18 protein-coding genes and 2 pseudogenes are annotated in these 22,074 nt (G+C 64.2%); 9 read left to right on the top strand and 11 right to left on the bottom strand.

What is annotated here, in order from left to right; genetic code table 11:
* Positions 1–64 precede the first annotated feature (64 nt).
* Positions 65–811, top strand: coding sequence for a hypothetical protein (locus ACHMW6_RS04070; protein ID WP_395405778.1), 747 nt, complete (start codon positions 65–67; stop codon positions 809–811).
* A gap of 184 nt (positions 812–995) precedes the next feature.
* On the opposite strand, the gene dxs is transcribed toward ACHMW6_RS04070, so the two are convergent.
* The 3 genes from dxs to ACHMW6_RS04055 are packed head-to-tail and all read right to left on the bottom strand — an operon-like array spanning position 996 to position 3,991.
* Entirely contained in the window at positions 996–2,864 is a 1,869-nt protein-coding gene (gene dxs, locus ACHMW6_RS04065; protein ID WP_395405776.1) for a 1-deoxy-D-xylulose-5-phosphate synthase, read from the bottom strand.
* A complete protein-coding gene (locus ACHMW6_RS04060) occupies positions 2,865–3,755 on the bottom strand; it encodes a polyprenyl synthetase family protein (protein WP_395405774.1) in 891 nt (296 codons plus the stop codon).
* Positions 3,752–3,991 carry an exodeoxyribonuclease VII small subunit gene (locus tag ACHMW6_RS04055; RefSeq protein WP_395405772.1) on the bottom strand — a complete coding sequence of 80 codons (240 nt, stop codon included), beginning with the start codon at positions 3,989–3,991 and terminating at the stop codon, positions 3,752–3,754. Before ACHMW6_RS04055 ends, ACHMW6_RS04060 begins: the two co-directional genes overlap by 4 nt.
* Before the next feature lie 372 nt (positions 3,992–4,363).
* Here ACHMW6_RS04055 and ACHMW6_RS04050 point away from each other — a divergent pair, with 372 nt between their 5' ends.
* The 4 genes and pseudogenes from ACHMW6_RS04050 to ACHMW6_RS04035 all read left to right on the top strand — a co-directional run bounded on the left by ACHMW6_RS04050 (position 4,364) and on the right by ACHMW6_RS04035 (position 8,428).
* A complete protein-coding gene (locus tag ACHMW6_RS04050) occupies positions 4,364–5,464 on the top strand; it encodes an aromatic ring-hydroxylating dioxygenase subunit alpha (protein WP_395405770.1) in 1,101 nt (366 codons plus the stop codon).
* A complete protein-coding gene (locus tag ACHMW6_RS04045; RefSeq protein WP_395405768.1) occupies positions 5,464–6,372 on the top strand; it encodes a DMT family transporter in 909 nt (302 codons plus the stop codon). The genes ACHMW6_RS04050 and ACHMW6_RS04045 overlap by 1 nt, the downstream gene beginning before the upstream one ends.
* Before the next feature lie 8 nt (positions 6,373–6,380).
* Positions 6,381–7,233, top strand: a pseudogene (locus ACHMW6_RS04040) (sulfurtransferase).
* A gap of 502 nt (positions 7,234–7,735) precedes the next feature.
* A complete protein-coding gene (locus tag ACHMW6_RS04035) occupies positions 7,736–8,428 on the top strand; it encodes a lysostaphin resistance A-like protein (protein ID WP_395405766.1) in 693 nt (230 codons plus the stop codon).
* On the opposite strand, the gene ACHMW6_RS04030 is transcribed toward ACHMW6_RS04035, so the two are convergent.
* From ACHMW6_RS04030 to polA, 8 genes and pseudogenes are all read right to left on the bottom strand, one after another.
* Positions 8,425–9,021, bottom strand: coding sequence for a hypothetical protein (locus ACHMW6_RS04030; RefSeq protein ID WP_395405764.1), 597 nt, complete (start codon positions 9,019–9,021; stop codon positions 8,425–8,427). The genes ACHMW6_RS04035 and ACHMW6_RS04030 overlap by 4 nt on opposite strands.
* A 242-nt stretch (positions 9,022–9,263) precedes the next feature.
* Positions 9,264–9,746, bottom strand: coding sequence for a TssQ family T6SS-associated lipoprotein (locus tag ACHMW6_RS04025; protein WP_395405762.1), 483 nt, complete (start codon positions 9,744–9,746; stop codon positions 9,264–9,266).
* Positions 9,747–9,755: 9 nt separating this feature from the next.
* On the bottom strand, positions 9,756–11,285 hold the full coding sequence (locus ACHMW6_RS04020; protein WP_395405760.1) for a serine/threonine protein kinase: 1,530 nt from the start codon (positions 11,283–11,285) through the stop codon (positions 9,756–9,758).
* Positions 11,282–12,079 (bottom strand): PP2C family protein-serine/threonine phosphatase, encoded by a 798-nt coding sequence (locus ACHMW6_RS04015; RefSeq protein WP_395405758.1) that lies wholly within the window; start codon positions 12,077–12,079, stop codon positions 11,282–11,284. The genes ACHMW6_RS04020 and ACHMW6_RS04015 overlap by 4 nt, the downstream gene beginning before the upstream one ends.
* On the bottom strand, positions 12,072–12,683 hold the full coding sequence (gene tagH / locus ACHMW6_RS04010; RefSeq protein ID WP_395405756.1) for a type VI secretion system-associated FHA domain protein TagH: 612 nt from the start codon (positions 12,681–12,683) through the stop codon (positions 12,072–12,074). Before tagH ends, ACHMW6_RS04015 begins: the two co-directional genes overlap by 8 nt.
* A 54-nt stretch (positions 12,684–12,737) precedes the next feature.
* Positions 12,738–13,490: a ZIP family metal transporter gene (locus ACHMW6_RS04005; protein WP_395408524.1), complete on the bottom strand. Its 753-nt coding sequence runs from the start codon at positions 13,488–13,490 to the stop codon at positions 12,738–12,740.
* A 104-nt stretch (positions 13,491–13,594) separates the two neighbouring features.
* Complete coding sequence (locus ACHMW6_RS04000; RefSeq protein ID WP_395405754.1) at positions 13,595–14,440, bottom strand: dienelactone hydrolase family protein; 846 nt, start codon at positions 14,438–14,440, stop codon at positions 13,595–13,597.
* A 234-nt stretch (positions 14,441–14,674) separates the two neighbouring features.
* Positions 14,675–17,444, bottom strand: a pseudogene (gene polA / locus ACHMW6_RS03995) (DNA polymerase I).
* A gap of 119 nt (positions 17,445–17,563) precedes the next feature.
* On the opposite strand from polA, the gene ACHMW6_RS03990 reads away from it, so the two are divergent.
* From ACHMW6_RS03990 to ACHMW6_RS03975, 4 genes are read left to right on the top strand one after another with little or no spacing between them, the layout of a single operon-like run.
* Positions 17,564–17,986 carry a hypothetical protein gene (locus ACHMW6_RS03990; RefSeq protein WP_395405752.1) on the top strand — a complete coding sequence of 141 codons (423 nt, stop codon included), beginning with the start codon at positions 17,564–17,566 and terminating at the stop codon, positions 17,984–17,986.
* Between the two features lie 57 nt (positions 17,987–18,043).
* Entirely contained in the window at positions 18,044–19,003 is a 960-nt protein-coding gene (locus ACHMW6_RS03985) for a homoserine kinase (RefSeq protein WP_395405750.1), read from the top strand.
* A complete protein-coding gene (locus ACHMW6_RS03980; RefSeq protein ID WP_395405748.1) occupies positions 19,000–19,761 on the top strand; it encodes a BPSS1780 family membrane protein in 762 nt (253 codons plus the stop codon). Before ACHMW6_RS03985 ends, ACHMW6_RS03980 begins: the two co-directional genes overlap by 4 nt.
* Positions 19,762–19,768: 7 nt before the next feature.
* On the top strand, positions 19,769–22,072 hold the full coding sequence (locus ACHMW6_RS03975) for a UvrD-helicase domain-containing protein (protein ID WP_395405746.1): 2,304 nt from the start codon (positions 19,769–19,771) through the stop codon (positions 22,070–22,072).
* Positions 22,073–22,074: the final 2 nt, after the last annotated feature.

Here is a 22,074-nt window from a genome sequence, read left to right as displayed (position 1 = left end):
TTATACCAATATAGGCAGCAGGGAAGGCTGTTGCAAGGATGTTCAATCCTGTTACACTGCGGCGATGCATAAATACCAACATTACCTCATCACTTTGCTGCTCGCGGCGCCGGGCGTGGGGCTGGCGCAGGATGATCCGCCTGCAGTGGAAGTCAGCGGCGTTCGCAATCCCGAACTGCGCTCCTACCGCAATATCGTGGCGGGGCTGGACGCTTTCGAGGAGCACCATGCTCTCGCGCCGAATGCGCCTGAACTGCGCTTTCGCCTGCGGCCCAAGCGCGGACAACCGCCGCTGGAAAGGGGCGAACCGCTGTCGGTACGCATTGTGGGCAATGGCGATCCCGTCGTGCTGTCCGTGGCGGCCGATGATACGTTCTCTGTCCAGCGTTTGCAGTCCGCGCTGGACGAGAACGCGGACATGATCCTGAATCGCAGGAAGGGGCTGGTGGATGGAATGCCGCAGGTACGCACGCCCGGCTTGCCGGACAATGTGCGCCGCCTGGGTGATGTACGGCTGGAGTGCCAGGTCCTGACTGCGATCGGCAAGCGCGAGATCGGCTTCATGCTGCGCGCTGCGATCAGCACCGTGATGTTCAGCGGGAACTGGTGCGGACAGAAGAAGGCGCAGTTCTGGTTCAGCGCTTCACGTCCGCTGCAGTCGGCCGTGATTCGCGAGAATGGACGCGAGGGCGAGGTGAAGGTGCAGAAGTGGTCGTTTTTGCCGCCGGTCGGGGATGATTCGTGGTCGAACGAGGCCTTGATCGAGTTGAGTTTCGCGCCGCGGGCGACGGAGACAGCGGCGGATCAATGATCCGCCCTACGCACCTCGGTGGTTTTGTGTCGAGTGTCGCCGGGGGGAACCGTTTGATCCGCCGAGCGGCGTGCGGATCGTTTGATCCGCCGTGTGTGTCCGGTCGATTTGTGCACCGTACCGCGGGGTAATTGCATGATCCGCCGCGGGGCGTAGGGCGGATCGTTTGATCCGCCGTGCGTGATCAGCCGTTGTTGACGACCAGTCGCGGTTCGTCGCCGAAACGGGCCTTGATGGAGGCTGCGATGCCGACCGCGTCGAGGCCGACGCTGGCGAGCAGCTTGGCCGGGTCGCCGTGGTCGATGAACTTGTCCGGCAGGCCGAGGATGAGCAGCGGCTTGGAGATGCCTTCGGCGGCCAGCGCCTCGGCAACGGCCGCACCTGCGCCGCCCATCACACAGCCCTCTTCCACCGTCACGAGGAAATCGTGTTCGGCGGCGAGCTGCTTGACCAGTTCCACATCCAGCGGCTTCACGAAGCGCATATTCGCCACGGTGGCTTTCAGCGACTCGCCGGCGCCCAGTGCAGGAGTAACCATCGAGCCAAACGCCATGATGGCAATCTTCGCGCCCTTGCGGCGAATCTCGCCCTTGCCGATCGGCAGCGAGGTCAATTCCTGCGCAATCGTCGCGCCCACGCCCGCACCGCGCGGATAGCGCACCGCTGCCGGACCCGGATAATGGAAAGCCGTGGTCAGCATCTGGCGCGACTCGTTCTCGTCGGACGGCGCCATCACCACCATATTCGGGATGCAGCGCAGGTAAGCCAGGTCGTAGTTACCCGCGTGGGTTGCACCGTCAGCGCCGACGATGCCGGCGCGGTCCAGTGCAAAGGTCACGTCCAGGTTCTGCAGCGCCACGTCATGAATCAGCTGGTCGTAGGCGCGCTGCAGGAAGGTCGAATAAATCGCAACGACAGGCTTCAGGCCTTCGCAGGCCAGGCCCGCGCCAAAGGTCACCGAGTGCTGCTCGGCGATGCCCACGTCGAAGTAGCGGTCAGGATGCTCCTGCTCGAATCGCACCATGCCGGAGCCTTCGCGCATGGCTGGCGTGATGCCGACCAGACGCTTGTCCGCCTTGGCCATATCGCACAGCCAGTCGCCGAACACTTCGGTGTAGGTTTTCTTGGACGGCGCCAGCGCCGGCTTGATACCCTCGGCCGGGTTGAATTTGCCGGTGCCGTGATACAGGATCGGTTCCGCCTCGGCCAGCTTGTAGCCCTGGCCCTTCTTGGTCACCACGTGCAGGAATTGCGGACCTTTCAGCTGGCGGATGTTTTCCAGCGTCGGGATCAGCGAATCGAGATCATGGCCGTCGATCGGGCCGATATAGTTGAAGCCCAGTTCCTCGAACATCGTGGCCGGCACCACCATGCCTTTCGCATGGCCTTCCAGGCGTTTCGCCAGCTCCAGCACGGGGCCGGGCAGCGCCGACTTGGCGACATTTTTCGCGGCGGCGTAGAACTGGCCGGACATCAGGCGCGCCAGGTAGCGGTTCAGCGCCCCCACCGGCGGCGAGATCGACATATCGTTGTCGTTCAGGATCACCAGCAGGTTGCAGTCCTTTTCCACGCCGGCGTTGTTCAGCGCTTCAAAGGCCATGCCCGCGGTCATGGAGCCGTCGCCGATCACGGCGATGGCATGACGCTGCTCGCCCTTGATCTTCGCGCCCTGGGCCATGCCCAGTGCAGCCGAGATCGAGGTGGACGAGTGGGCGGTGCCGAAAGTGTCGTACTCGGATTCCACGCGGCGCGGGAAGCCCGAGATGCCGTTCCGCTGGCGCAGCGTATGGAACTGCTCGCGGCGGCCGGTCAGGATCTTGTGCGAATAGGTCTGGTGGCCCACGTCCCACACGATGCGGTCGTGCGGCGTGTTGAACACATAGTGCAGCGCTACGGTCAGCTCCACCGTGCCCAGGTTGGACGACAGGTGACCGCCGGTCTTGGACACGGAATCGAGCAGGAATGCACGCAGTTCATCAGCCAGCGGAATCAGCTGGCTGCGCGACAGCTTGCGCAGGTCGGCGGGGTTGTGGATGGTTTCGAGCAGGTTCATTTATGCCTTCCTCCGCACGATCAGGTCTGCGATTTCGCGCAGGCGCAGAGCTTGTTCTCCGAACGGCGCGAGCGCGGCGTGCGCGTCCTGCCGCAGTTTTTCAGCCAGTGCGACCGAGGGCTCGAGGCCGAGGATCGACACATAGGTCGGTTTGTTGTCCGCTGCATCCTTGCCTGCGGTCTTGCCCAGGGTAGCCGAGTCTTCGGTGGCGTCGAGGATATCGTCGACCACCTGGAAGGCCAGGCCGATGGCGCGGGAGTAATCGTCCAGCGCCTTCAATTCAGTTTCCGACAGATCCTTGCCGGCCAGTGCGCCCAGTACTACCGAAGCGCGCAGCAGCGCCCCCGTCTTCAGGCGGTGCATCTGTTCCAGCTGCTCCAGCGTCAGGCTCAGCCCCACGCTATCGAGGTCGATCGCCTGGCCGCCGCACATGCCCAGCGAACCTGACGCGAACGCCAGCAATTTCAGCATCGCCACCTGGCGTTGCCCCGGAACCGTATCGCATTCGGCCAGCACGGTGAACGCCTGCGACTGCAGCGCATCGCCGACCAGCAGCGCAGTCGCTTCATCATACGCCTTATGCACGGTCGGCTTGCCGCGGCGCAGTTCATCGTCGTCCATGCAGGGCATGTCGTCGTGCACCAGCGAGTAGGCGTGGATCATTTCGACGGCAGCGCCGGCACGGCTCAGGGCTTGCGCATCGGCGCCGAACAGGACGCCGGCCGCATGCACCAGCAGCGGACGCACACGCTTGCCGCCGTCCAGCACCGCATAGCGCATCGCATCGTGCAGCTTGGCGGGAATCGCATCGGCAGCGGGCAGGTAGGCGGAAAGGTCACGTTCGACGTCCGCCTGGATGGATTTCATCCAGTCCTGGAAAGTTGCCGTCATTGTTCGGCCTCGCCATTCTCGGCGAAAGGCTTGAGCATTTCCCCTTCCAGTACTTTCACCTGCGCTTCCACTTTCTCCAGTTGGCTGGCGCAGAATTTCACCAGCTCGGAACCGCGCGCGTATGCGGCCACCGATGCCTCCAGCGGCAGCTGGCCGGCCTCCATCTGGGTCACGAGCTGCGCCAGCTCGGCCATCGCTTCCTCGAATGTCGCGGGAGCAGTCATTTTTTTGGACATAAAGCTACTGATTACGTGTATAGGGCGCTATTTTAGAACAAAGTGCCAGGGGGATGGCGGTTAGCCGAGGCCGCGTTGCATTCTGCGGCGGATCAATGATCCGCCCTACGCTCCCCGATCGTCGTCCGACCGCGTCAACCGGACCGGGCGGCGTAGGGCGGATCGTTTTGATCCGCCGTGCCTGAACCGCCACGAACGTTGCAAATATTACCAGACGGATGCTCATCTAGCCTTCCGTAAAAAGTTAAGCGAACACCCCCCTTTTGACGGTATAATCTCCGGTTCTGTCCGAAATACCGTTTTAATTCTTTAAATTCAGGTCTTTGCGGATCTTTCTCTTCTTGGTTTGATATTTAATTAAGGGGGGTCTGGATGTCCGATCTGGGTAGCCACGCCAAGCTGGCGCGTTCGAACGCGCAACTTCCGGTTAGCGTCTATTTTGACGAAACGCTGCTGCAGCGTGAAATGCAGGAACTGTACAAGAAAGGCCCGCGTTACGTCGGGCACGAGCTGATGGTGCCGAATGTTGGCGACTTTGCCACCCTGGCAGCCGAAAATGAAGGACGCATGCTGGTGCGAAATGCCGGCGGCGTGGAATTGCTGTCCAACGTATGCCGCCACCGCCAGGCGCTGATGTTCAATGGCCGTGGCAACACCAACACGATTGTGTGCCCGCTGCACCGCTGGACCTATGACCTGAAAGGCGAACTGATTGGCGCCCCGCACTTTGCGGAGACGCCCTGCCTGAACCTGCCCAAGGCAAAGCTGCAAAGCTGGAACGGTCTGCTGTTCGAGCAAAACGGCTACAGCGTGATGGACAAGCTGAAGAACCTGTCCGTCACCAGGGACCTGGACTTCAGCGGCTATATGCTGGACCACGTGGAAGTGCACGACTGCGACTACAACTGGAAGACCTTCATCGAGGTCTACCTGGAGGATTATCACGTCGAGCCCTTCCACCCGGGCCTGGGCAGCTTCGTCACCTGCGACGACCTGCGCTGGGAATTCGGCGCGGACTACAGCGTGCAGACCGTGGGCGTGAACCGCGGCCTGAAGAAGTCCGGTTCGGACACTTACCAGAAGTGGCACGAGCAGGTGCTCAAGTTCCGCAATGGCGAGCCGCCGAAGTATGGCGCGATCTGGCTGACGCTCTACCCGAACATCATGGTGGAGTGGTATCCGCACGTGCTGGTGGTGTCCACGCTGTGGCCCCTGGGTCCGCAAAAGACGCGCAACGTCGTGGAGTTCTACTACCCCGAAGAAATCGTGCTGTTCGAGCGCGAATTCATCGAAGCGGAGCGCGCGGCCTATATGGAAACCTGCGTGGAGGACGACGAAATCGGCCTGCGCATGGATGCCGGCCGCAAGATCCTGCTCGATCGCGGCGAAACGGATGCCGGCCCTTACCAGTCGCCAATGGAAGACGGCATGCAGCACTTCCACGAATGGTACCGAAGTAAGGTCACCGTCTGATGCAATCGCTCTGGATGCTCGTTGCCAGCTTCATGTTCGCCGCCATGGGCGTGTGCGTGAAGCTGGCATCCGCCGAATTCAGCACCTCTGAAATCGTGATGTACCGCGGGATTGTGGGAACGTTCTTCCTGTTCTGCATGATCCGAATCCAGGGCGGCACCCTCAGGACCACCATGCCGCTGGCCCACTTGTGGCGCGGCGTGGTCGGCGTCGTCTCCCTCTGGCTTTGGTTCTACGCCATCGCCAACCTCCCCCTGGCCACGGCCATGACGCTCAATTACATGGCGCCGATCTGGATCGCCGTGTGGCTGTTCACGCATGGCTGGTGGCACCGCAAGAACCATGTCGAGTGGCCGCTGATCCTGGCCGTGGGCATGAGCTTTGTCGGCGTGGCCTTGCTGCTGCGCCCTGCTTTCGCGTCCAACCTGCTTGGGCCGGCCATGGTGGCGCTGATTTCCTCGGTGCTGTCGGCCATGGCTTACCTGCAGGTGCGCAAGCTCGGCCTCGCCGGCGAGCCGGAATACCGGGTGGTGTTCTTCTTCTCGGTCATGAACCTGCTGGCCGGCGCCGGCGGCCACATGGTCGAAGCGGGCCTGAACTTCCATAAGCCGGACAGTCACAATATCTGGCTGCTGCTGGGTCTTGGCCTGCTGGGCATGGGCGCGCAGATCGCGATGACGCGCGCCTACCGCCTCGGCAAGACGCTGGTGGTGGCGAACCTGCAGTACACCGGCATCGTCTTCTCCAGCATCTGGGGCGTGATCGTGTTCAGCGATTCCTTCGACTGGCACAGCTGGCTGGGCATCGCCGTCATTCTCGCCTCCGGCATCGCCGCAACGTTCTACAATACGCGCAGTACGGAGCGCGGCAAGGCCATTGCCAGCACCGACCCGATTGCCAGCGAATGAGGAAAGCCATGTACAGCACCCTGATTGATGCCGCAACCCTGGCCCAGCATGTGACGGACCCGAACTGGGTCATCCTGGACTGCCGCCACGACCTGCTCAACGCCGCCTACGGCCGCAATGCCTTTGCCGAGGGCCATATCCAGAACGCGCAGTTTGCCAGCATTGACGATGACTTATCCGGCCCCAAGGTGGGCAGCGGCCCGACCTTCCGCGGCCGCCATCCGCTGCCGGACCGCGCGGCGCTGATCGAAACCCTGCGCGGCTTCGGCATCAACGACGATACGCAAGTGGTGGCCTGCGATGCGCAGGGCGGCATGTACGCAGCGCGCGCCTGGTGGCTGTTGCGCTGGATCGGCCATGAAGCTGTGGCGGTGCTGGACGGCGGCCTGGCTGCGTGGACTGCGGCCGGCCATCCGCTGGTGACACCGGTGGCGCCACGCCCTCGGGGCAGATCTCAGCGAGCGCACTTCCCTGACACGTACCGTTTCGGCGGCGGAGCTGGTGGAGAATTTGTCCAGCGCGCGCTACCAGGTGGTCGACGCCCGCGCCAACGACCGCTTCCGCGGCGAGAACGAGACCATCGATCCTGTCGGCGGCCATATCCCGGGCGCGAAGAACCGCTTCTTCAAGGATAACCTGGCTGCGGACGGCCGCTTCAAGGATGCAGCGTCGCTGCAAGCGGCGTTCACGCCGCTGTTCGGCTCCGCTACGGACGCCGTGATGCAATGCGGCTCCGGCGTGACCGCCTGCCACAACCTGCTCGCCATGGAAATCGCCGGCCTGCCCGGCGCCGCACTGTATCCGGGCTCCTGGTCCGAATGGTGCGCCGACCCCGCCCGCCCGGTCGCCACCGGCGCCTAGCATCCTCCGCCGCGGCCAGCACCTCCTGCGCCGCGGCCCTCGTTTCTCCCCTCCCCGCCCAAAGCGCCTCAATTTGCTCCTTCTCAAGGCGCCCTCAATTCATTGCCTTAATATCAATTCACCGATCAATTTTCTTGAAAGGAGAGGTGAAATGAGAACCCTAAATATGACAGAGCTGAACCACGTATCCGGCGGCTCAAATTAACCAGAAGAGCGTCCGCCTGAAAAGAAAAAAGAGGGAGGATCGAACGGGCTTGCGGCTGCAACTTCCGCAATGGCATGCGCAGCGGCAGTGTCGCGGACAAGCGGCAACGCCACTTACACCAACGCAGCGATAGCTTCCACACTTTGCGTCGAAGCGGTTCGCCAAGGCGGAAGCTGGATTTACGTGAAGGCGTCCGGTATCCCAGTCAAGAGCAATCCGAATCCGTATCCGGTTGGCTGGCGCTAACGATAATGTGGTTTGTTCGCGCTGGCTCAGGCCAGCGCCTTGGAGCAGGACATGATCTACCTCCATCAAGCTTGCTACATATTCGTTTTCGGATACTGCGTGTTCGGGCCAGGAATAACCCAGATGCCGTTCGCAGGCTCGATACTCTTATGCAGCGCTGCCGCGCTTTATCTGGCACTCGACCTTCGGTTTGAATGGAGGCAGATCCGGATAGTTGAAACTGCCGGCGTGATCGCCGCCTACTGCGCTTTGCTCGCCATATTTGTCCACCTCGCTGCACAGCACAACACTGTTTTCATGAAAGAGGCCACGGCTTACTATGCGGCGTTTGGCGTTAATACGGCTGCTTTCTGCCTTGGTAGCGCGTTATATGAAGAAGTCATTTTTCGGCGCCATCTGGTGCGCCAACTTCAACGGTTCATGACCTTGAATAAAGCCATCGTCGTTTCTTCGATCGCGTTCATGCTGTGCCACGGATCCATGATGCCGTCGCTGTTCCTTGGCGGTTTATGCTACTGCCTGGTGACCTATCAATTACAGAGCTTCCACGCGGCCGTCGTAATCCACGCACTGCATAACTTTTTCGGCAATGCCTCGCTGTTTATGGACGCGGCGCCAGCGGAGCTGAATAGCAGGCTGCTTATGCACGCGACGGCAGCGATGACATTCTTCTCCTTTGTGACCGCGCTCTTATGCATGCTGGGTGTACGAGCTCTGGCCAGGCGCTCACCGGTGAAAGCTTAGTCGCCGCCACCGCCGCAGCCGCTGCCGCAACTGGAACCGCAGCTGCTGCCGCCGTCGCAGCTGCTGCTGCCGGCGTCGCAGCTGACGGAGCTGCCGCAGCCGGAGCCGCAGGAGCTGCCTTCGGGGCGGCGGGCGGCGCGTTCCATGTAGGCGGCGTAGACTTCGTTGGTGATCAGACCTGCGGCCAGCAGCCCTGCGGCTTCCAGCGCCGGCGGGCAGGAGACGAGCGGATCGAGCCGCCCGCGCGCATCGAGTTCGCCGTAGCCGGGACGCCCACGCAGCACGGTGTAGCCGAAGCCGTTAGGCATGCGCAGCTTGCGATCCAGCAGGAACAGCGAGGGCAGGCGCGGGCCTTCGGGGCGCAAGCCTTCCAGCTCGCGCGCGCGCACCAGCGAGGCGGCGATCGCATCTTCCATCCGTCCCGGCATCACGGCCCGTTCAAGGTGAGGGATCACACGGCCGAAGTGCTTGAGGCAGAAGGCGTCGAGCTTGAGCGGCGCCAGGCGCTGCCAGGCGTGCCACACGGAGTCCACCGCCAGCGAGGGCAAGGCGCACGGCTTGCCGCTGGTAGCGACGCAGTCGAAGAAGACCATCAGTCCCTCGGCCGCGCGGGCAAAAAAAACGGCATCTCCTGGGATGCCGTTGAATTCATTTTTTGCGCTGCTTTTCCAATAATCATACAAATTGGTCGGCAGTTCATGCAGTTCTTTCCTGTATTGCGAGCGCTTCAGAATGCGTTGCGCCCGCCATGCTTGCCACTTCTGATACACCTTTCTCTCCCGTAGTTCTTGTTCTGGTTTCAGCATAGACGGCGTTTATGACAGTTCAATGACATTCACTTGACTGTCTCTTTCCGTGCACGCTCGTATGCTGGCGTCCAGAGGGGATGGCCTTTTTCGCCGGGCGCCAGTGCGAAGTTCCTGTCCAGCTTGAACGCCTTCTGGAATTGCTGGCGGCACAAGGTTGCGCGATTGGTCAGGCAGTAGCTGAAGGCCGTGTACTTGAACGCATCCAGCTTCAGGTCCTTGTCGCCGTTCTTCCAGATGTCGTTGGCGTTGTTCAGCACCTTGAGCGCGCCGTTGTAGTCGCCGGACTGGTAGAGGGCGATGGCCGAGTTCAGTTCCTTGCGGCCGGCCGGCAGTTCCGAGACCTGTTCGGGCGCCGGCGCCGCTGGTGCACCAGGCTTCGCGACAGCGCCGGCGCGCGTTGCGCCCGCAGTGGCAGCAGGGCTTGCGGCGCCGGTCTCCGGCGCCACCGGAGCGGTGGCGTTGCAGGCGGTAAGCAGTACAAGGCAGAACAGGCTGGCGTAGGTCTTCATGGTCTCTTACTAGTGGGCCGAGAAGTCGTATTTTACCGTTGCGCTCTTGTTCGCGGCCACCGTGACGGTGATAACGTGCTCAGGAAAATTGGGATTGTCGATCTTGATCTGATGCAGGCCTTCCGGCAGCGACAACTTCTTCAACGGTGGTGTCGGTCCTTTTGCCACGCCGTCAACGCTCACGTTCGCCCAGGGCTGGATATTCAGCGTGACAGTGCCGGTAGTTACCGCAGGCTTGACGGGCTGCTGCGGCGTTGCCTCGACGGCGGCCGGTGCAGGCGCTGCGGCTGCCACCGCCGGCGCCTCCGGTGCTGCAGGCTCGGTCGGCGCAACAGGCGCCTGGCTGGCGGGCGGCGCGACAGCGGCCACCGGCTGCGCGGTGGCGACAGGCGTATCGCCGCCGGCCGCGTACAAGCCGGCAGCGACCAGCAGCGCCAGCGCGCCGGCCACACCGCCGATCAGCGCGGGACGGCGTGAGCGGGCCGGCGGCACGGGAGACGGGGCGGGACGCGATGGCTCCTCAACCGGTGCAGCAACGGCCGGAGAGTCTGCGGTTGCGCCAGCGCCAGCGCGCGCTGTGGTGCGCATGCCCGGCGCAGCAGGCGCCAGCGCGGGCGCCAGGGAACGTGCAGGCCCCGGCTGCGTAGCCGTATGCTCGGCCAGCTCGATGCCAAGCAGGAGCGCAAATTCGGCAATCGTCTGCGGACGTTCTTCCGGCCGCACGCACATGCCGCGGTCGATCGCCGCCAGGAACGGCGCGCTGTAGCCGGCGCGCGGTTCGGAGGCCAGCGGCGTGATCGGGTCCTTCAGCATGCGCGCCACGGCCGCCGGCGGCGCCTTCTGGGCAATCGCCGAATACACGACGGCGGACAGCGAATAGATATCCGTCCACGCCCCCTGCCGCATGCTCTCGTCGTCGGCATACTGCTCCACCGGCGCGTAGCCCGGCTTCAGGATCACGGTCAGCGACTGCGACATGCCGGTGACGATCTGGCGCGCCGCGCCGAAGTCGAGCAGCACGGCATCGCCGCCCGGCTGGATCATGATGTTCTCGGGGGAGATATCGCGGTGCAGGATATTGGTCTTGTACAGCGCATCGAGCGCTTCCAGGATGGACTTCAGGATGCGGCGCAGCCAGGCTTCGTCGACCACGGCGGGCTCGTTGCGCACCAGGGTCTTGAAGGTCTGCCCCTCGTAATAGCGCATCGCCATATAGGCCGTGCTGTTCTGCTCCCAGAAGCGGTACACCTTCACCAGCGCCGGATGATCGAACTGCGCCAGCAGGCGCGCCTCGTTGATGAAGCTGCGCAGGCCCGCCTCGAAGGCTTCGCCATTGCGCTTGGAGCGCACGGACACGCTGTGGTCATCGCCGCGCGCCGCCAGCGAAGCCGGCATGTATTCCTTCACCGCCACCGTGCGCTGCAGCGAGTGGTCGAAAGCGAGATAGACGATGCCGAAGCCGCCCTCCCCGATCACGCTCTGTATCTCGAACTCGGCGAGGCGGGTGCCGATCGCCAGGCAATTCTGCGAGGCGCTCATGGCGCCCCCACGATCACGGCCTGCGCCGTGTAGTTGTCGCGCGTGTCGGCCGACGCCGCGCTGGCCTGGTCCGCCGCCGCGCACAGCGCATCGAGCCAGGCCTGGGCGGTGGCGGTGGCGGCGCCGGCGCCGCCGGCCACGGCCAGGCAGGCTTCCATCACATCCTCGGTGACCCACTCCCACAGGCCGTCGCTGCAAATCAGGATCGCATCGCCGGGCAGCAGCGCCAGCGGCGGCTGCAGGGACGGCGGCACATCGCTCTCGGCGCCGATCGCCGCGTACAGCACATTGCGCCGCTTGTGCGTGCGCGGGTCGGCGCCCACGGCCAGGCCGCCGTCGATCAGCTGCTGCACCAGGCTGTGGTCGCGCGTGGCATGGAGCACGCGGCCATTGCGGAACAGGTAGATGCGCGTATCGCCCAGGTGGGCCCAGGCGGCCTGGCCCTGCGCGCGGTCCAGCAGCACGGTGGCGACGGTGGCGCTCATGGCCGCCAGTTGCGGACGGCCGATCTTCTGCTGCTGCACATCCAGCGTGGCGCGGGCGATCAGCGCGCGCAGCAGGGCTTGGGTGCAGCCGGGCGAGCGCTCGAAGGCGCCGATCACGGCCTGCACCGCCAGCGCGGACGCGATCTCGCCGCCCTCGTGGCCGCCCGCGCCGTCGGCGACGACCAGGCAGACCAGTGCCCCATTGTCGCTGCGTGCGCAGGCATCCTGGTTGGAAGAACGCCCGCCAATGCGGGACACTTCGGCGATATCGAGCGCGACGCCGCGCGTGGAAAGAGTCGGATCAGCCATCGTATGCCTCGTCCATCAAGCGCTCCAGGTGGCGCTCGTAAGCCTGCAGGAAAGCCGTGCCCAGCACGGCGTGGAAATTGTCCGCCACCTCTTGCGACAGCTGCGCGTGGGTGGCGCTGTAGCGCTCGAACTGCTGCGCCTTGCCGCTCCACGGCAGGGCGGCGCCCAGGCCGCGCGGCGCGGGAACCGCCTCCGGATCAAGGCGGCGCAGGGTTTCGCCGACGGCGCCCTGCATGCCGGCCAGCACACAATCCTGGTGCGCCTTCAGGTCGGCATAGGCATCGTCCAGCGCTTCCAGCGGCCCCATGAAGCCGGGCATCTTCTTGCGCAGCATCTGGGCCAGCACGGTCTGGCTGTCGGGCAGGAATTTGAGGGGATTGTTGTTGCGCACGACGACCATCGTGGCGTCGGCGTGGATGTCGCGCTTCAGGTGGGCGCGCGCATCCAGCAGGTCGAAGGTACCGCCGATGGAGCGCGCCAGCAGGCCGCCCAGCAGCTCCATGAATTCCGGCGTCAGCGCCTGGTTCAGCGAGGCGGCGGGCAGGCCGGCGCCTTTCAGGAAGGCGGCCATCAGGCCATCGGTATTGTCAGTATGCTCACTCATGCGTGCGCCCATCGAAAGGATGGTTTCTACGCAGCAAGTTTCATGCCAGTGATATTAATGTTGTCCCGCTGTCAGGAACAGGACGATGGCGACGCCGAGGGCGATCAGCAGCACCTGCGGCACGGTCTCGCGCCAGGTGGCGCGGCGTTGCATTTGCGGCATCAGGTCGCTGACGGCGATATAGATGAAGCCGGACGAGGCGAACACCAGCACATAGGGGATCAGGTTGCTGGCGCGGTCCAGGGTGAAGTAGCCCAGCAGGCCGCCGGCCACGGAGAGCAGGCTGCACAGCAGGTTGTAGACGTAGGCCCGGGTGCGCGAGAAGCCGGCGTTCAGCAGCACGATGAAGTCGCCGATTTCCTGCGGGATTTCGTGGGCGATGATGGCCACGCCCGTCACGATGCCCAGCTGCGGATTGGCGAGGAAGGCGGCGGCGATCAGGATGCCGTCGGTGAAATTGTGCATGCCGTCGCCGACCAGGATCATCCAGCCGGCCTTGCCCGCCTCGCGCTTGTCGTGGCCGTGGGCGTGGTGGTGGCCGTCGTGCTCGTGGTGGTGGGAGTGGCGCAGGATGGCCAGCTTTTCCAGCATGAAGAAGGCCAGCAGGCCGCCAAGCAGCGTGGCGAACAGGGTGCGCGGATCGGCGCCGGACTCGAAGGCTTCCGGCAGCGCGTGCAGCAGCGAGGTGGACAGCATGATCCCGACCGAGAGGCTGACCATGCGCTCGACCACCTTGGACAACAAGGCGAACGAAAACACCGCCGCTGCCGATATGCTGGCAACGCCGGCAATCGTGGTGGCCAGCAGGATGGAGATGAGAACGGGATCGATTTTGCTTACCTCGGCCGCGAAAATCCGCGGAAACCGGACATTTTACCGTCCGGCACGGATTTTTGCCGAAAGTATTACGCTCAGGCTACGCCGTAGGACTTGAACCAGGCCAGCGCACGGTTCCAGCCGTCCCTGGCGTCCGCTTCGTTGTAGCTGGGGCGGTAGTCGGCGTGGAAAGCGTGGCCGGAATTGGGGAAGATGACGAAAGTGGACTGGCTCTTGCCCTGGGCCAGCGCGGCCTTCATCCTGTCGACGGATTCCAGCGGAATGCCCTGGTCCCTGGCCCCGTACAGGCCCAGCACGGGCGCTTGCAGCGTCGGCGCGATATCGATCGGGTGGCGCGGGGTGATGCTGCTGGTCTCGCCCACCACGCGGCCGTACCAGGCCACGCCTGCCTTCACCTGCGGGTTGTGGGCGGCGTACAGCCAGGTGATGCGGCCACCCCAGCAGAAGCCGGTGACGCCCAGCTTGTCCACGTTGCCGCCATTGGCCTTGGCCCAGGCGACGGTCGCGTCCAGGTCGGCCACCACTTCGGCGTCCGGCGTTTTGGCGACGATGTTCCTGATCAGGTCGTTGACGTTCTGCTCTTTGGTGGCGTCGCCCTGGCGCACGAACAGGTCCGGCGCCAGCGCCAGATAGCCCTGCCGGGCGAAGCGCCGCGCCACGTCGGCAATGTGCTCGTGTACGCCGAAGATTTCGGATACGACCAGGATTACCGGCAGGTTGGTCTTGCCTTCGGGGTGGGCGCGGTAGACCGGGATGGTCTGGCCGTTGACCGTGATCTGGATGGTGCTGGCCGTGAGGCCGGCCGTGTCGGTCTTGATGGTCTCGGCGCTTACCGGCAGGACGGCGGCGGCGAAGCCGGTGCCCAGCGCGGCTTTCAGGAAGTCTCGACGGTCGATGCCATGCGCCAGCGGGTCTTTCATGGGAGGACTCCTAAAATGTTAGCAAGCTGGCTATTTTAGCAGTCTGTCCAGAATGTGCCGTAAATTGTCGCTTGTGTGACGAATTTTGTCAGGGTGGGATGACAATTTTCGCCAATAACCGGAAAGGCTAGTGTCTGCCACGATGTGGCAGACACTTGGTACGCGCCGCCGGCCAGGTGTCTGCCACGTCGTGGCAGACACCAGATTTTGCCTTGGGTTTTAGTGCGCGGAAGCTCAGTGAGCTTCCTCCCAGTTCCGTCCCACGCCGACCTCGGCGACCAGGGGCACGCGCAGCTTGGCCACGCCGGCCATCAGCTGCGGCAGCTTGTCGCGCACCAGGGCCAACTCTTCGTCGGGCACTTCGAGCACCAGTTCGTCGTGCACCTGCATGATCATCTTGCTCTTCAAGCCGGACGATTCCAGCCAGTCCTGCACCGCGATCATGGCCAGCTTGATCAGGTCGGCGGCCGTGCCCTGCATCGGCGCGTTGATCGCCGCGCGTTCGGCGGCCTGGCGCCGCGGGCCGTTGGGCGAATTGATCTCGGGCAGCCACAGGCGACGGCCGAACACGGTCTGCACATAGCCCTGCGCCTTCGCTTCGGCGCGCGTTTCGTCCATATAGCGCTTGACGCCGGCGAAGCGGGCGAAATAGCGGTCGATATAGCTTTGCGCGGCGGCGCGGTCCACGCCCAGGTTGGCGGCCAGGCCGAAAGCGCTCATGCCGTAGATCAGGCCGAAGTTGATCACCTTGGCGTAGCGGCGCTGCTCGGACTGCACCTCGGCCGGCGGCACGCCGAAGATTTCGGCGGCGGTGGCGCGGTGGATGTCCTCGCCTTCGGCGAAGGCGCGCAGCATGTTTTCGTCGCCCGAGATGTGGGCCATGATGCGCAGCTCGATCTGCGAATAGTCGGCGGAAACGATGTGCGCGCCCGGCGGCGCAATGAAGGCTTCGCGGATGCGGCGCCCCTCGGCGGTGCGCACCGGGATGTTCTGCAGGTTCGGATCGTTGGACGCCAGGCGGCCCGTGATCGCCACCGCCTGCGCGTAATTGGTGTGCACGCGGCCGGTGAGCGCATTGATCATCTTCGGCAGCTTGTCGGTGTAGGTCGACTTCAGCTTGGCCATGCCGCGGTATTCCAGCAGCACTTTGGGCAGCGGGTAATCCTCGGCCAGCTTTTGCAGCACTTCCTCGTCGGTGGACGGGGCGCCGCTCGGCGTCTTCTTGATGACGGGCAGCTTCAGCCTGGTGAAGAAGATTTCACCGATCTGTTTCGGCGAGCCGAGATTGAACTTGCCTTCGGCCAGCTCATACGCCTTCTCTTCCAGTTCCAGGATGCGCTGCGCCAGTTCGCTCGACTGCGTGGCCAGCAAGCCGGCGTCGATCAGCACGCCGTTGCGCTCGATCTTCTGCAGCACGACGGCGGTCGGCAGTTCGATCGTGTTGTAGACCGTGGTCAGGCCTTCGTGCGCGGCGACGTGGCCGTGCATGGCCAGGTGCAGGCGCAGGGTGATGTCGGCATCTTCGGCCGCGTATTCGGTGGCGCGCTGCACCTCGACCTGGTCGAAGCAGATCTGGCTGGCGCCCTTGCCGCACACTTCCTCGTAGGCGATGGTCTTGTGGTTCAGGTGGCGCATGGCCAGGCTGTCCATATCGTGCGAGCGGTGCGACTCGAACACATAGGATTGCAGCAGCGTGTCGTGCACGATGCCGCGCAGGGCCACGCCGTGGTTGGCGAAGATGTGGGCGTCGTACTTCAGGTTCTGGCCCAGTTTCGGCTTGCTGGTGTCTTCCAGCCAGGGCTTGAGCTTGGCCAGCACATGGTCGCGCTGCAGCTGCTCGGGCGCGCCCGGGTAGCGGTGGGCCAGCGGGATGTAGCAGGCCATGCCCGGCTCGGTGGCCAGCGAGATGCCGACCATCTCGGCCACCATCGGCTCCAGCGAGGTGGTTTCGGTATCGATGGCGGTCAGTTCGGCCTTGCCGATGCGCTCAATCCAGGCGTCCAGCTGGGCGTCGGTGAGCACGGTTTCATAGCTGACGGTGGCCGGCGGCGCGGCAAACAGGTCCTGGGGTCGCGCCCGGTGCGGCCGGCGCGGGCGCGGCGGCGCCGGCGGGAGCAGCGGCGCCGGTCGGGGCGGCGGGCGTCATGCCGCCCAGTTCGCGCAACAGAGTCTTGAAACCGTATTTGCTGAAGAAGGCCAGCAGCAGCTCGCGGTCTTCGCTTTTCGCCACCAGTGATTCGGAAATCGACATCATGTGCTGGGTCAGGTCGCAATCGGTCTTGACCGTGATCAGCTGGCGGCCCTGCGGCAGCCATTCCAGCGCGGCGCGCAGGTTGCCGCCGACCACGCCGCCGATCTTGTCGGCGTTGCCCATGATGCCGTCCAGGCTGTCGTACTCCTGCAGCCATTTCAGCGCCGTCTTGGGGCCGCACTTGGCCACGCCGGGCACGTTGTCGACGGTGTCGCCGATCAGGGTCAGGTAATCGATGATGCGGTTGGGCGGCACGCCGAACTTGGCCAGCACGCCGGCTTCGTCCAGCTTCTCGTTGGTCATGGTGTTGATCAGGGTGACCTTGGGTGTGACCAGCTGGGCCAGGTCCTTGTCGCCGGTAGAGATGATCACGTCCATGCCGTTTTGCTCGGCGGTGACGGACAGGGTGCCGATCACGTCGTCGGCCTCGACGCCGTCCACCATCAGGATGGGCCAGCCCATGGCGCGCACCGCTTCGTGGATCGGCTCGATCTGCAGGCGCAGGTCGTCCGGCATCGAGGCGCGGGTGGCCTTGTACTCGGGGTACATATCGTCGCGGAAAGTCTTGCCCTTGGCGTCGAACACGCAGGCGATGTAGGCGGCCGGGTAGTCGGCGCGCAGGCGGCGCAGCATATTGACCATGCCGTGCATGGCGCCGGTAGGATAGCCTTCGGGGCTGCGCAGGTCGGGCAGCGCATGGAAGGCACGGTAAAGGTAGCTGGAACCGTCGACAAGCAGCAGAGTGGTTTGCATATTACGGAAATATCTGTGGCGGAAAACTCAATATTCCATTATCGCAGAGTTTTGGCTGGCAGCTTTTGGTCAGTTTGTTACAATGAACTCTATAACAAACCACCGCGAACATACCCATCATGCGCGCCTCCGCCCTCTGGCCTGCCCTGGCCCTGTCCCTGCTGGCTACCGCCGCTGCCGCCCAACAGGCGCCCAGCAAGGCCCCGCCGCAACTCGAAAAAATCGAGGAAGTGGACAATCCGATCACGGTGACCACCAAGCCGGCGCCGGACAAGAAGGTGGAAGACAAGCGCGAAGGCGGCCGCATCACCGAAACCAAGGTGAAGAGCGGCAAGAGCACCTACACGGTCAAGCAAGCACCGCCTGCCGGTAGCGCCCTGCAGGGCGATACCATGGGCCAGGCCATCCGCGGCCCGGCCTGGACGGTGATGGAGTTCGACATCGCCGCCAAGAAGAAAAAACGCAGTGCGGAAGGCGCCGCCGCCGCGGAAGAAGCGGCCGAGGCACCGCCGCCGCCCCAGCCCGCCGCCAACGCGCGCTGAGCAAGCGGCGCGGCCCACCGCACGTTTAGGCCCCCCGATCAATTTAACTGGTTTCTCATGGCAGTATTTACCCCGGTCACTCTGGATGACATCCGCCAGTGGATTGCGCAGTTCCCTCTTGGCAAAGCCGTAGCGCTCAAAGGCATCGCTTCCGGCATCGAAAACAGCAACTTCTTTCTGACCACCGACGCTGGCGAGTACGTGCTCACCATCTTCGAAAACCTCAGTTTTGAACAGCTCCCCTTCTACCTGCAGCTGATGCGCCACCTGGCCGAGCACGGCGTGCTGGTGCCGGCGCCCGTGCCCAATGCGGACGGCGCCCTGTGCGTGCCGCTGCACGGCAAGCCGGCCGCCATCGTCTCGAAGCTGGAAGGCAGCTCGCAGCTGGACCCGCAACCGGTGCACTGCGCCGCCGTCGGCGCCATGCTGGCGAAGATGCACCTGGCGGGGCGCGACTTCCCGCTGCAGCAGCCCAACCTGCGCGGCATCGACTGGTGGCATGAGGCCGTGCCGGCCGTGCTGCCCTTCCTGTCGCCGCCTGAAGCGGACCTGCTGCGCGCCGAAATGGCGTTCCAGGACGCGTTCCACGCCTCGCCGGGCTACGCGGCGCTGGCGCAAGGGCCGGTGCACGCCGACCTGTTCCGCAACAATGTGATGTTCGACGGCGAGCGCCTGACCGGCTTCTTCGACTTTTACTTTGCCGGCTGCGATACCTGGCTGTTCGACGTGGCCGTCACCGTCAACGACTGGTGCATCGACTTGCAGACGGGCGTGCTGGACGAAGCGCGCGTGTGCGCCATGCTGGACGCCTACCACGCCGTGCGTCCGTTCACGGCGGAAGAGCAGCAAGGCTGGCAAGCCTGCCTGCGCGCCGGCGCGCTGCGCTTCTGGCTGTCGCGCCTGTACGACCTGCACCTGCCGCGTGAGGCGGAAATGCTGACGCCGCACGATCCGGGCCATTTCGAACGCATCCTGCGCGAACGCATCGCCGTGGCCGCGCCCGCCCTGATCCGATGAACAAGCTGCCCGCCAGCGCCGGCTGGGACTGGATCCGGCAAGGTTTCGCGCTGTTCCGCAAGCAGCCCGGCGGCCTGTTCATGCTCTTCCTCGGCTACATGCTGATGATTATCCTGCTCGGCCTGATTCCCGTGCTGGGACAGTTCCTGCCGGTGGCGCTGATGCCGGTGTTTACCATCGTCTTCATGCAAGCCTGCGCCCAGATCGACCAGCAGAAGCGCATCACGCCGCTGCTGCTGGCCGAGGGCTTCCGCCATCCGAAGGTGCCCACCCTGGTGGGCCTGGGCGTGCTCTACATCGTGGTGGCGGCCCTGGCGCTGGGCGCCTCCACCCTGGCCGACGACGGCGTGTTCATGAAACTGGTCACCGGCCGCCTGCAGCCGGACGCCAAGGAAGTGCTGGAATCGAACGCCGGCAGCGCCATGCTGCTGGCCATGCTGCTCTACCTGCCGGCCATGATGGCCTTCTGGTTTGCCGCGCCGCTGATCGCGTGGCAGCGCATGGGCCTGTTCAAGGCCATGTTCTACAGCTTCTTTGCCGTGCTGCGCGCGCTGCGCGCCTTCCTGCTCTTCCTGTTCAGCTGGTTCGGCATCGCCCTCTTGTGCACCCAGCTGGTGTTCCTGGTCTTCGGCCGCAGCGGCGCCGGCATGTCGCTGCTGACGCCGGTCTGGATGGTGCTGACCATCATCGTGCAGTGCTCGCTGTACGCCAGCTACCGCCAGATCTTCGGCGCGCCCGCGGAGCCGCCGCCGGTATAATGGCGGGATGCAAAATCTTCTCCACAACCTCAATCCCGAACAGCTGCAAGCCGTTACCCTGCCGTCACAAAACGCCCTGATCCTGGCCGGCGCCGGATCGGGCAAGACGCGCGTGCTGACCACCCGCATCGCGTGGCTGATCCAGACCGGCCAGGTATCGCCGTCAGGGATACTGGCAGTTACATTCACCAACAAGGCGGCCAAGGAAATGCTGAGCCGCCTGTCGGCGATGTTGCCAATCAATACACGCGGCATGTGGATCGGCACCTTCCACGGCCTGTGCAACCGCCTGCTGCGCACCCACTACCGCGACGCGGCCCTGCCCCAGACTTTCCAGATCCTCGACACGCAGGACCAGCTGTCGATGATCAAGCGCCTGCTGAAGGCGAACAATATCGACGATGAGAAGTTTCCGCCGAAGACGGTGATGTACTTCATCAACAATAACAAGGACCAGGGCCTGCGCGCCTCGCAGGTCGAGGCCTATGACGCGATGGAGCGCAAGCTGGTGGAGCTGTACCAGCTGTACGATGACCAGTGCCAGCGCGAGGGCGTGGTCGATTTTGCCGAGCTGCTGCTGCGCACCTATGAGCTGCTGTCGCGCAACCAGCCGCTGCGTGAGCACTACCAGCAGCGCTTCCGCCACATCCTGGTCGACGAGTTCCAGGATACCGATAACCTGCAGTACGCCTGGCTGAAGCTGATCGCCGGCCACAACTCGCAGTTTGGCGGCGCGCTGTTTGCCGTGGGCGACGATGACCAGAGCATCTATGCCTTCCGCGGCGCCAACGTGGGCAATATGCAAGCCTTCGAGAGCGAGTTCCAGGTGAAGAACCTGATCAAGCTGGAACAGAACTACCGCTCGCACGGCCACATCCTGGATGCGGCCAACATCCTGATCGCCAACAACAGCCGCCGCCTGGGCAAGAACCTGCGCACGGACGCGGGCCACGGCGAGCAGGTGCGCGTGTACGAGGCCTCCTCGGACCTGCAGGAAGCGCAGTGGATCATCGAGGAAACCAAGAGCCTGATCGCCGAAGGCGCGTCGCGTTCCGAGGTCGCGATCCTGTACCGCTCCAACGCGCAGTCGCGCGTAATCGAACATGCATTGTTCTCGGCCGGCCTGCCCTACCATGTGTACGGCGGCCTGCGCTACTTCCAGCGCGCCGAGGTCAAGCACGCCATCGCCTACCTGCAGCTGATGGACAATCCGCACAATGATTCGGCCTTCCTGCGCGTGGTGAACTTCCCGGCGCGCGGCATCGGCGCGCGCACCATCGAGCAGCTGCAGAACGCGGCCGAAACCTACAACATCTCGCTGTACGCGGCCGTGCCCTATATGGTCGGCAAGGCGGGCAGCTCGCTGGGCGCTTTCGTCAAGCTGGTCGAGAGCGTGCGCTTCGAGACGCAGCAGATGGCGCTGCCGGAACTGGTGCGCATCACGCTGGAGTCGTCCGGACTGCTGCAGCATTACCAGAACGAGAAGGAAGGCGCGGACCGCATCGAGAACCTGGAGCAGATGGTGTCGGCGGCGACGCAGTTCGTGTCCGAGGAAGGCTTCGGCCAGGGCGCGCCCGCCCATCTGGGCCCGCCCGCGCAGGCTGCGGCCGGCGCACAGGTCGTCGTGGCCGATGGCGTGGAAATCCTCGACGCGGATGCGCCGCTGGCGACCGTGATGTCGCCGCTGTCCGCGTTCCTGGCTCACGCTTCGCTGGAAGCGGGCGACAACCAGGCGCAGGCAGGACAGGATGCGATGCAGCTGATGACCGTGCACTCGGCCAAGGGCCTGGAGTTCGACAATGTCTTCATCACCGGCCTGGAAGAAGGCCTGTTCCCGCACGAGAGCAGCTCGAAGGAGGAAGGCGGCCTGGAGGAGGAACGCCGCCTGATGTACGTGGCGATCACGCGCGCGCGCAAGCGCCTGTACATGTCCTTCTGCCAGACGCGCATGCTGCACGGCCAGACGCGCTACAACATGAAGTCGCGCTTCTTCGATGAATTGCCGGAGGAATCGCTCAAGTGGCTGTCGCCGCGCGTGCAGCCAAGCTGGTTCGGCGGCTCGCGCAAGTCGGCCTGGGATGAAATGCCGTCCGTGCCCTCGGTCGACAACCGCCTGGCCGCACGCATGAACCAGAAGTCCGGCGCCAGCGGCGGCTGGCGCATCGGCGAGTCGGTGGCTCACGCCAAGTTCGGCGAGGGCGTGATCGTCAACATCGAGGGCAGCGGTTCAAACTGCCGCGCCCAGATCAACTTCGGTGCGGTCGGCATGAAGGTGCTCGACCTCTCCGTCGCCAAGCTGGAACGCCTCTGACC

This window comes from Pseudoduganella sp. UC29_106, assembly GCF_044055365.1.
In the GTDB taxonomy this organism is placed as follows: Bacteria; Pseudomonadota; Gammaproteobacteria; order Burkholderiales; family Burkholderiaceae_D; genus Rugamonas.
This window is presented reverse-complemented; position numbering and strand designations above follow the sequence as displayed.

Bases quoted from the DNA above. Each gene is read 5' to 3' on its own strand.
- ACHMW6_RS04070 (WP_395405778.1), top strand. From the start codon at position 65: ATGCATAAATACCAACATTACCTCATCACTTTGCTGCTCGCGGCGCCG.
- dxs (WP_395405776.1), bottom strand. From the start codon at position 2,864: ATGAACCTGCTCGAAACCATCCACAACCCCGCCGACCTGCGCAAGCTG.
- ACHMW6_RS04060 (WP_395405774.1), bottom strand. From the start codon at position 3,755: ATGACGGCAACTTTCCAGGACTGGATGAAATCCATCCAGGCGGACGTC.
- ACHMW6_RS04055 (WP_395405772.1), bottom strand. From the start codon at position 3,991: ATGTCCAAAAAAATGACTGCTCCCGCGACATTCGAGGAAGCGATGGCC.
- ACHMW6_RS04050 (WP_395405770.1), top strand. From the start codon at position 4,364: ATGTCCGATCTGGGTAGCCACGCCAAGCTGGCGCGTTCGAACGCGCAA.
- ACHMW6_RS04045 (WP_395405768.1), top strand. From the start codon at position 5,464: ATGCAATCGCTCTGGATGCTCGTTGCCAGCTTCATGTTCGCCGCCATG.
- ACHMW6_RS04035 (WP_395405766.1), top strand. From the start codon at position 7,736: ATGATCTACCTCCATCAAGCTTGCTACATATTCGTTTTCGGATACTGC.
- ACHMW6_RS04030 (WP_395405764.1), bottom strand. From the start codon at position 9,021: ATGGTCTTCTTCGACTGCGTCGCTACCAGCGGCAAGCCGTGCGCCTTG.
- ACHMW6_RS04025 (WP_395405762.1), bottom strand. From the start codon at position 9,746: ATGAAGACCTACGCCAGCCTGTTCTGCCTTGTACTGCTTACCGCCTGC.
- ACHMW6_RS04020 (WP_395405760.1), bottom strand. From the start codon at position 11,285: ATGAGCGCCTCGCAGAATTGCCTGGCGATCGGCACCCGCCTCGCCGAG.
- ACHMW6_RS04015 (WP_395405758.1), bottom strand. From the start codon at position 12,079: ATGGCTGATCCGACTCTTTCCACGCGCGGCGTCGCGCTCGATATCGCC.
- tagH (WP_395405756.1), bottom strand. From the start codon at position 12,683: ATGAGTGAGCATACTGACAATACCGATGGCCTGATGGCCGCCTTCCTG.
- ACHMW6_RS04000 (WP_395405754.1), bottom strand. From the start codon at position 14,440: ATGAAAGACCCGCTGGCGCATGGCATCGACCGTCGAGACTTCCTGAAA.
- ACHMW6_RS03990 (WP_395405752.1), top strand. From the start codon at position 17,564: ATGCGCGCCTCCGCCCTCTGGCCTGCCCTGGCCCTGTCCCTGCTGGCT.
- ACHMW6_RS03985 (WP_395405750.1), top strand. From the start codon at position 18,044: ATGGCAGTATTTACCCCGGTCACTCTGGATGACATCCGCCAGTGGATT.
- ACHMW6_RS03980 (WP_395405748.1), top strand. From the start codon at position 19,000: ATGAACAAGCTGCCCGCCAGCGCCGGCTGGGACTGGATCCGGCAAGGT.
- ACHMW6_RS03975 (WP_395405746.1), top strand. From the start codon at position 19,769: ATGCAAAATCTTCTCCACAACCTCAATCCCGAACAGCTGCAAGCCGTT.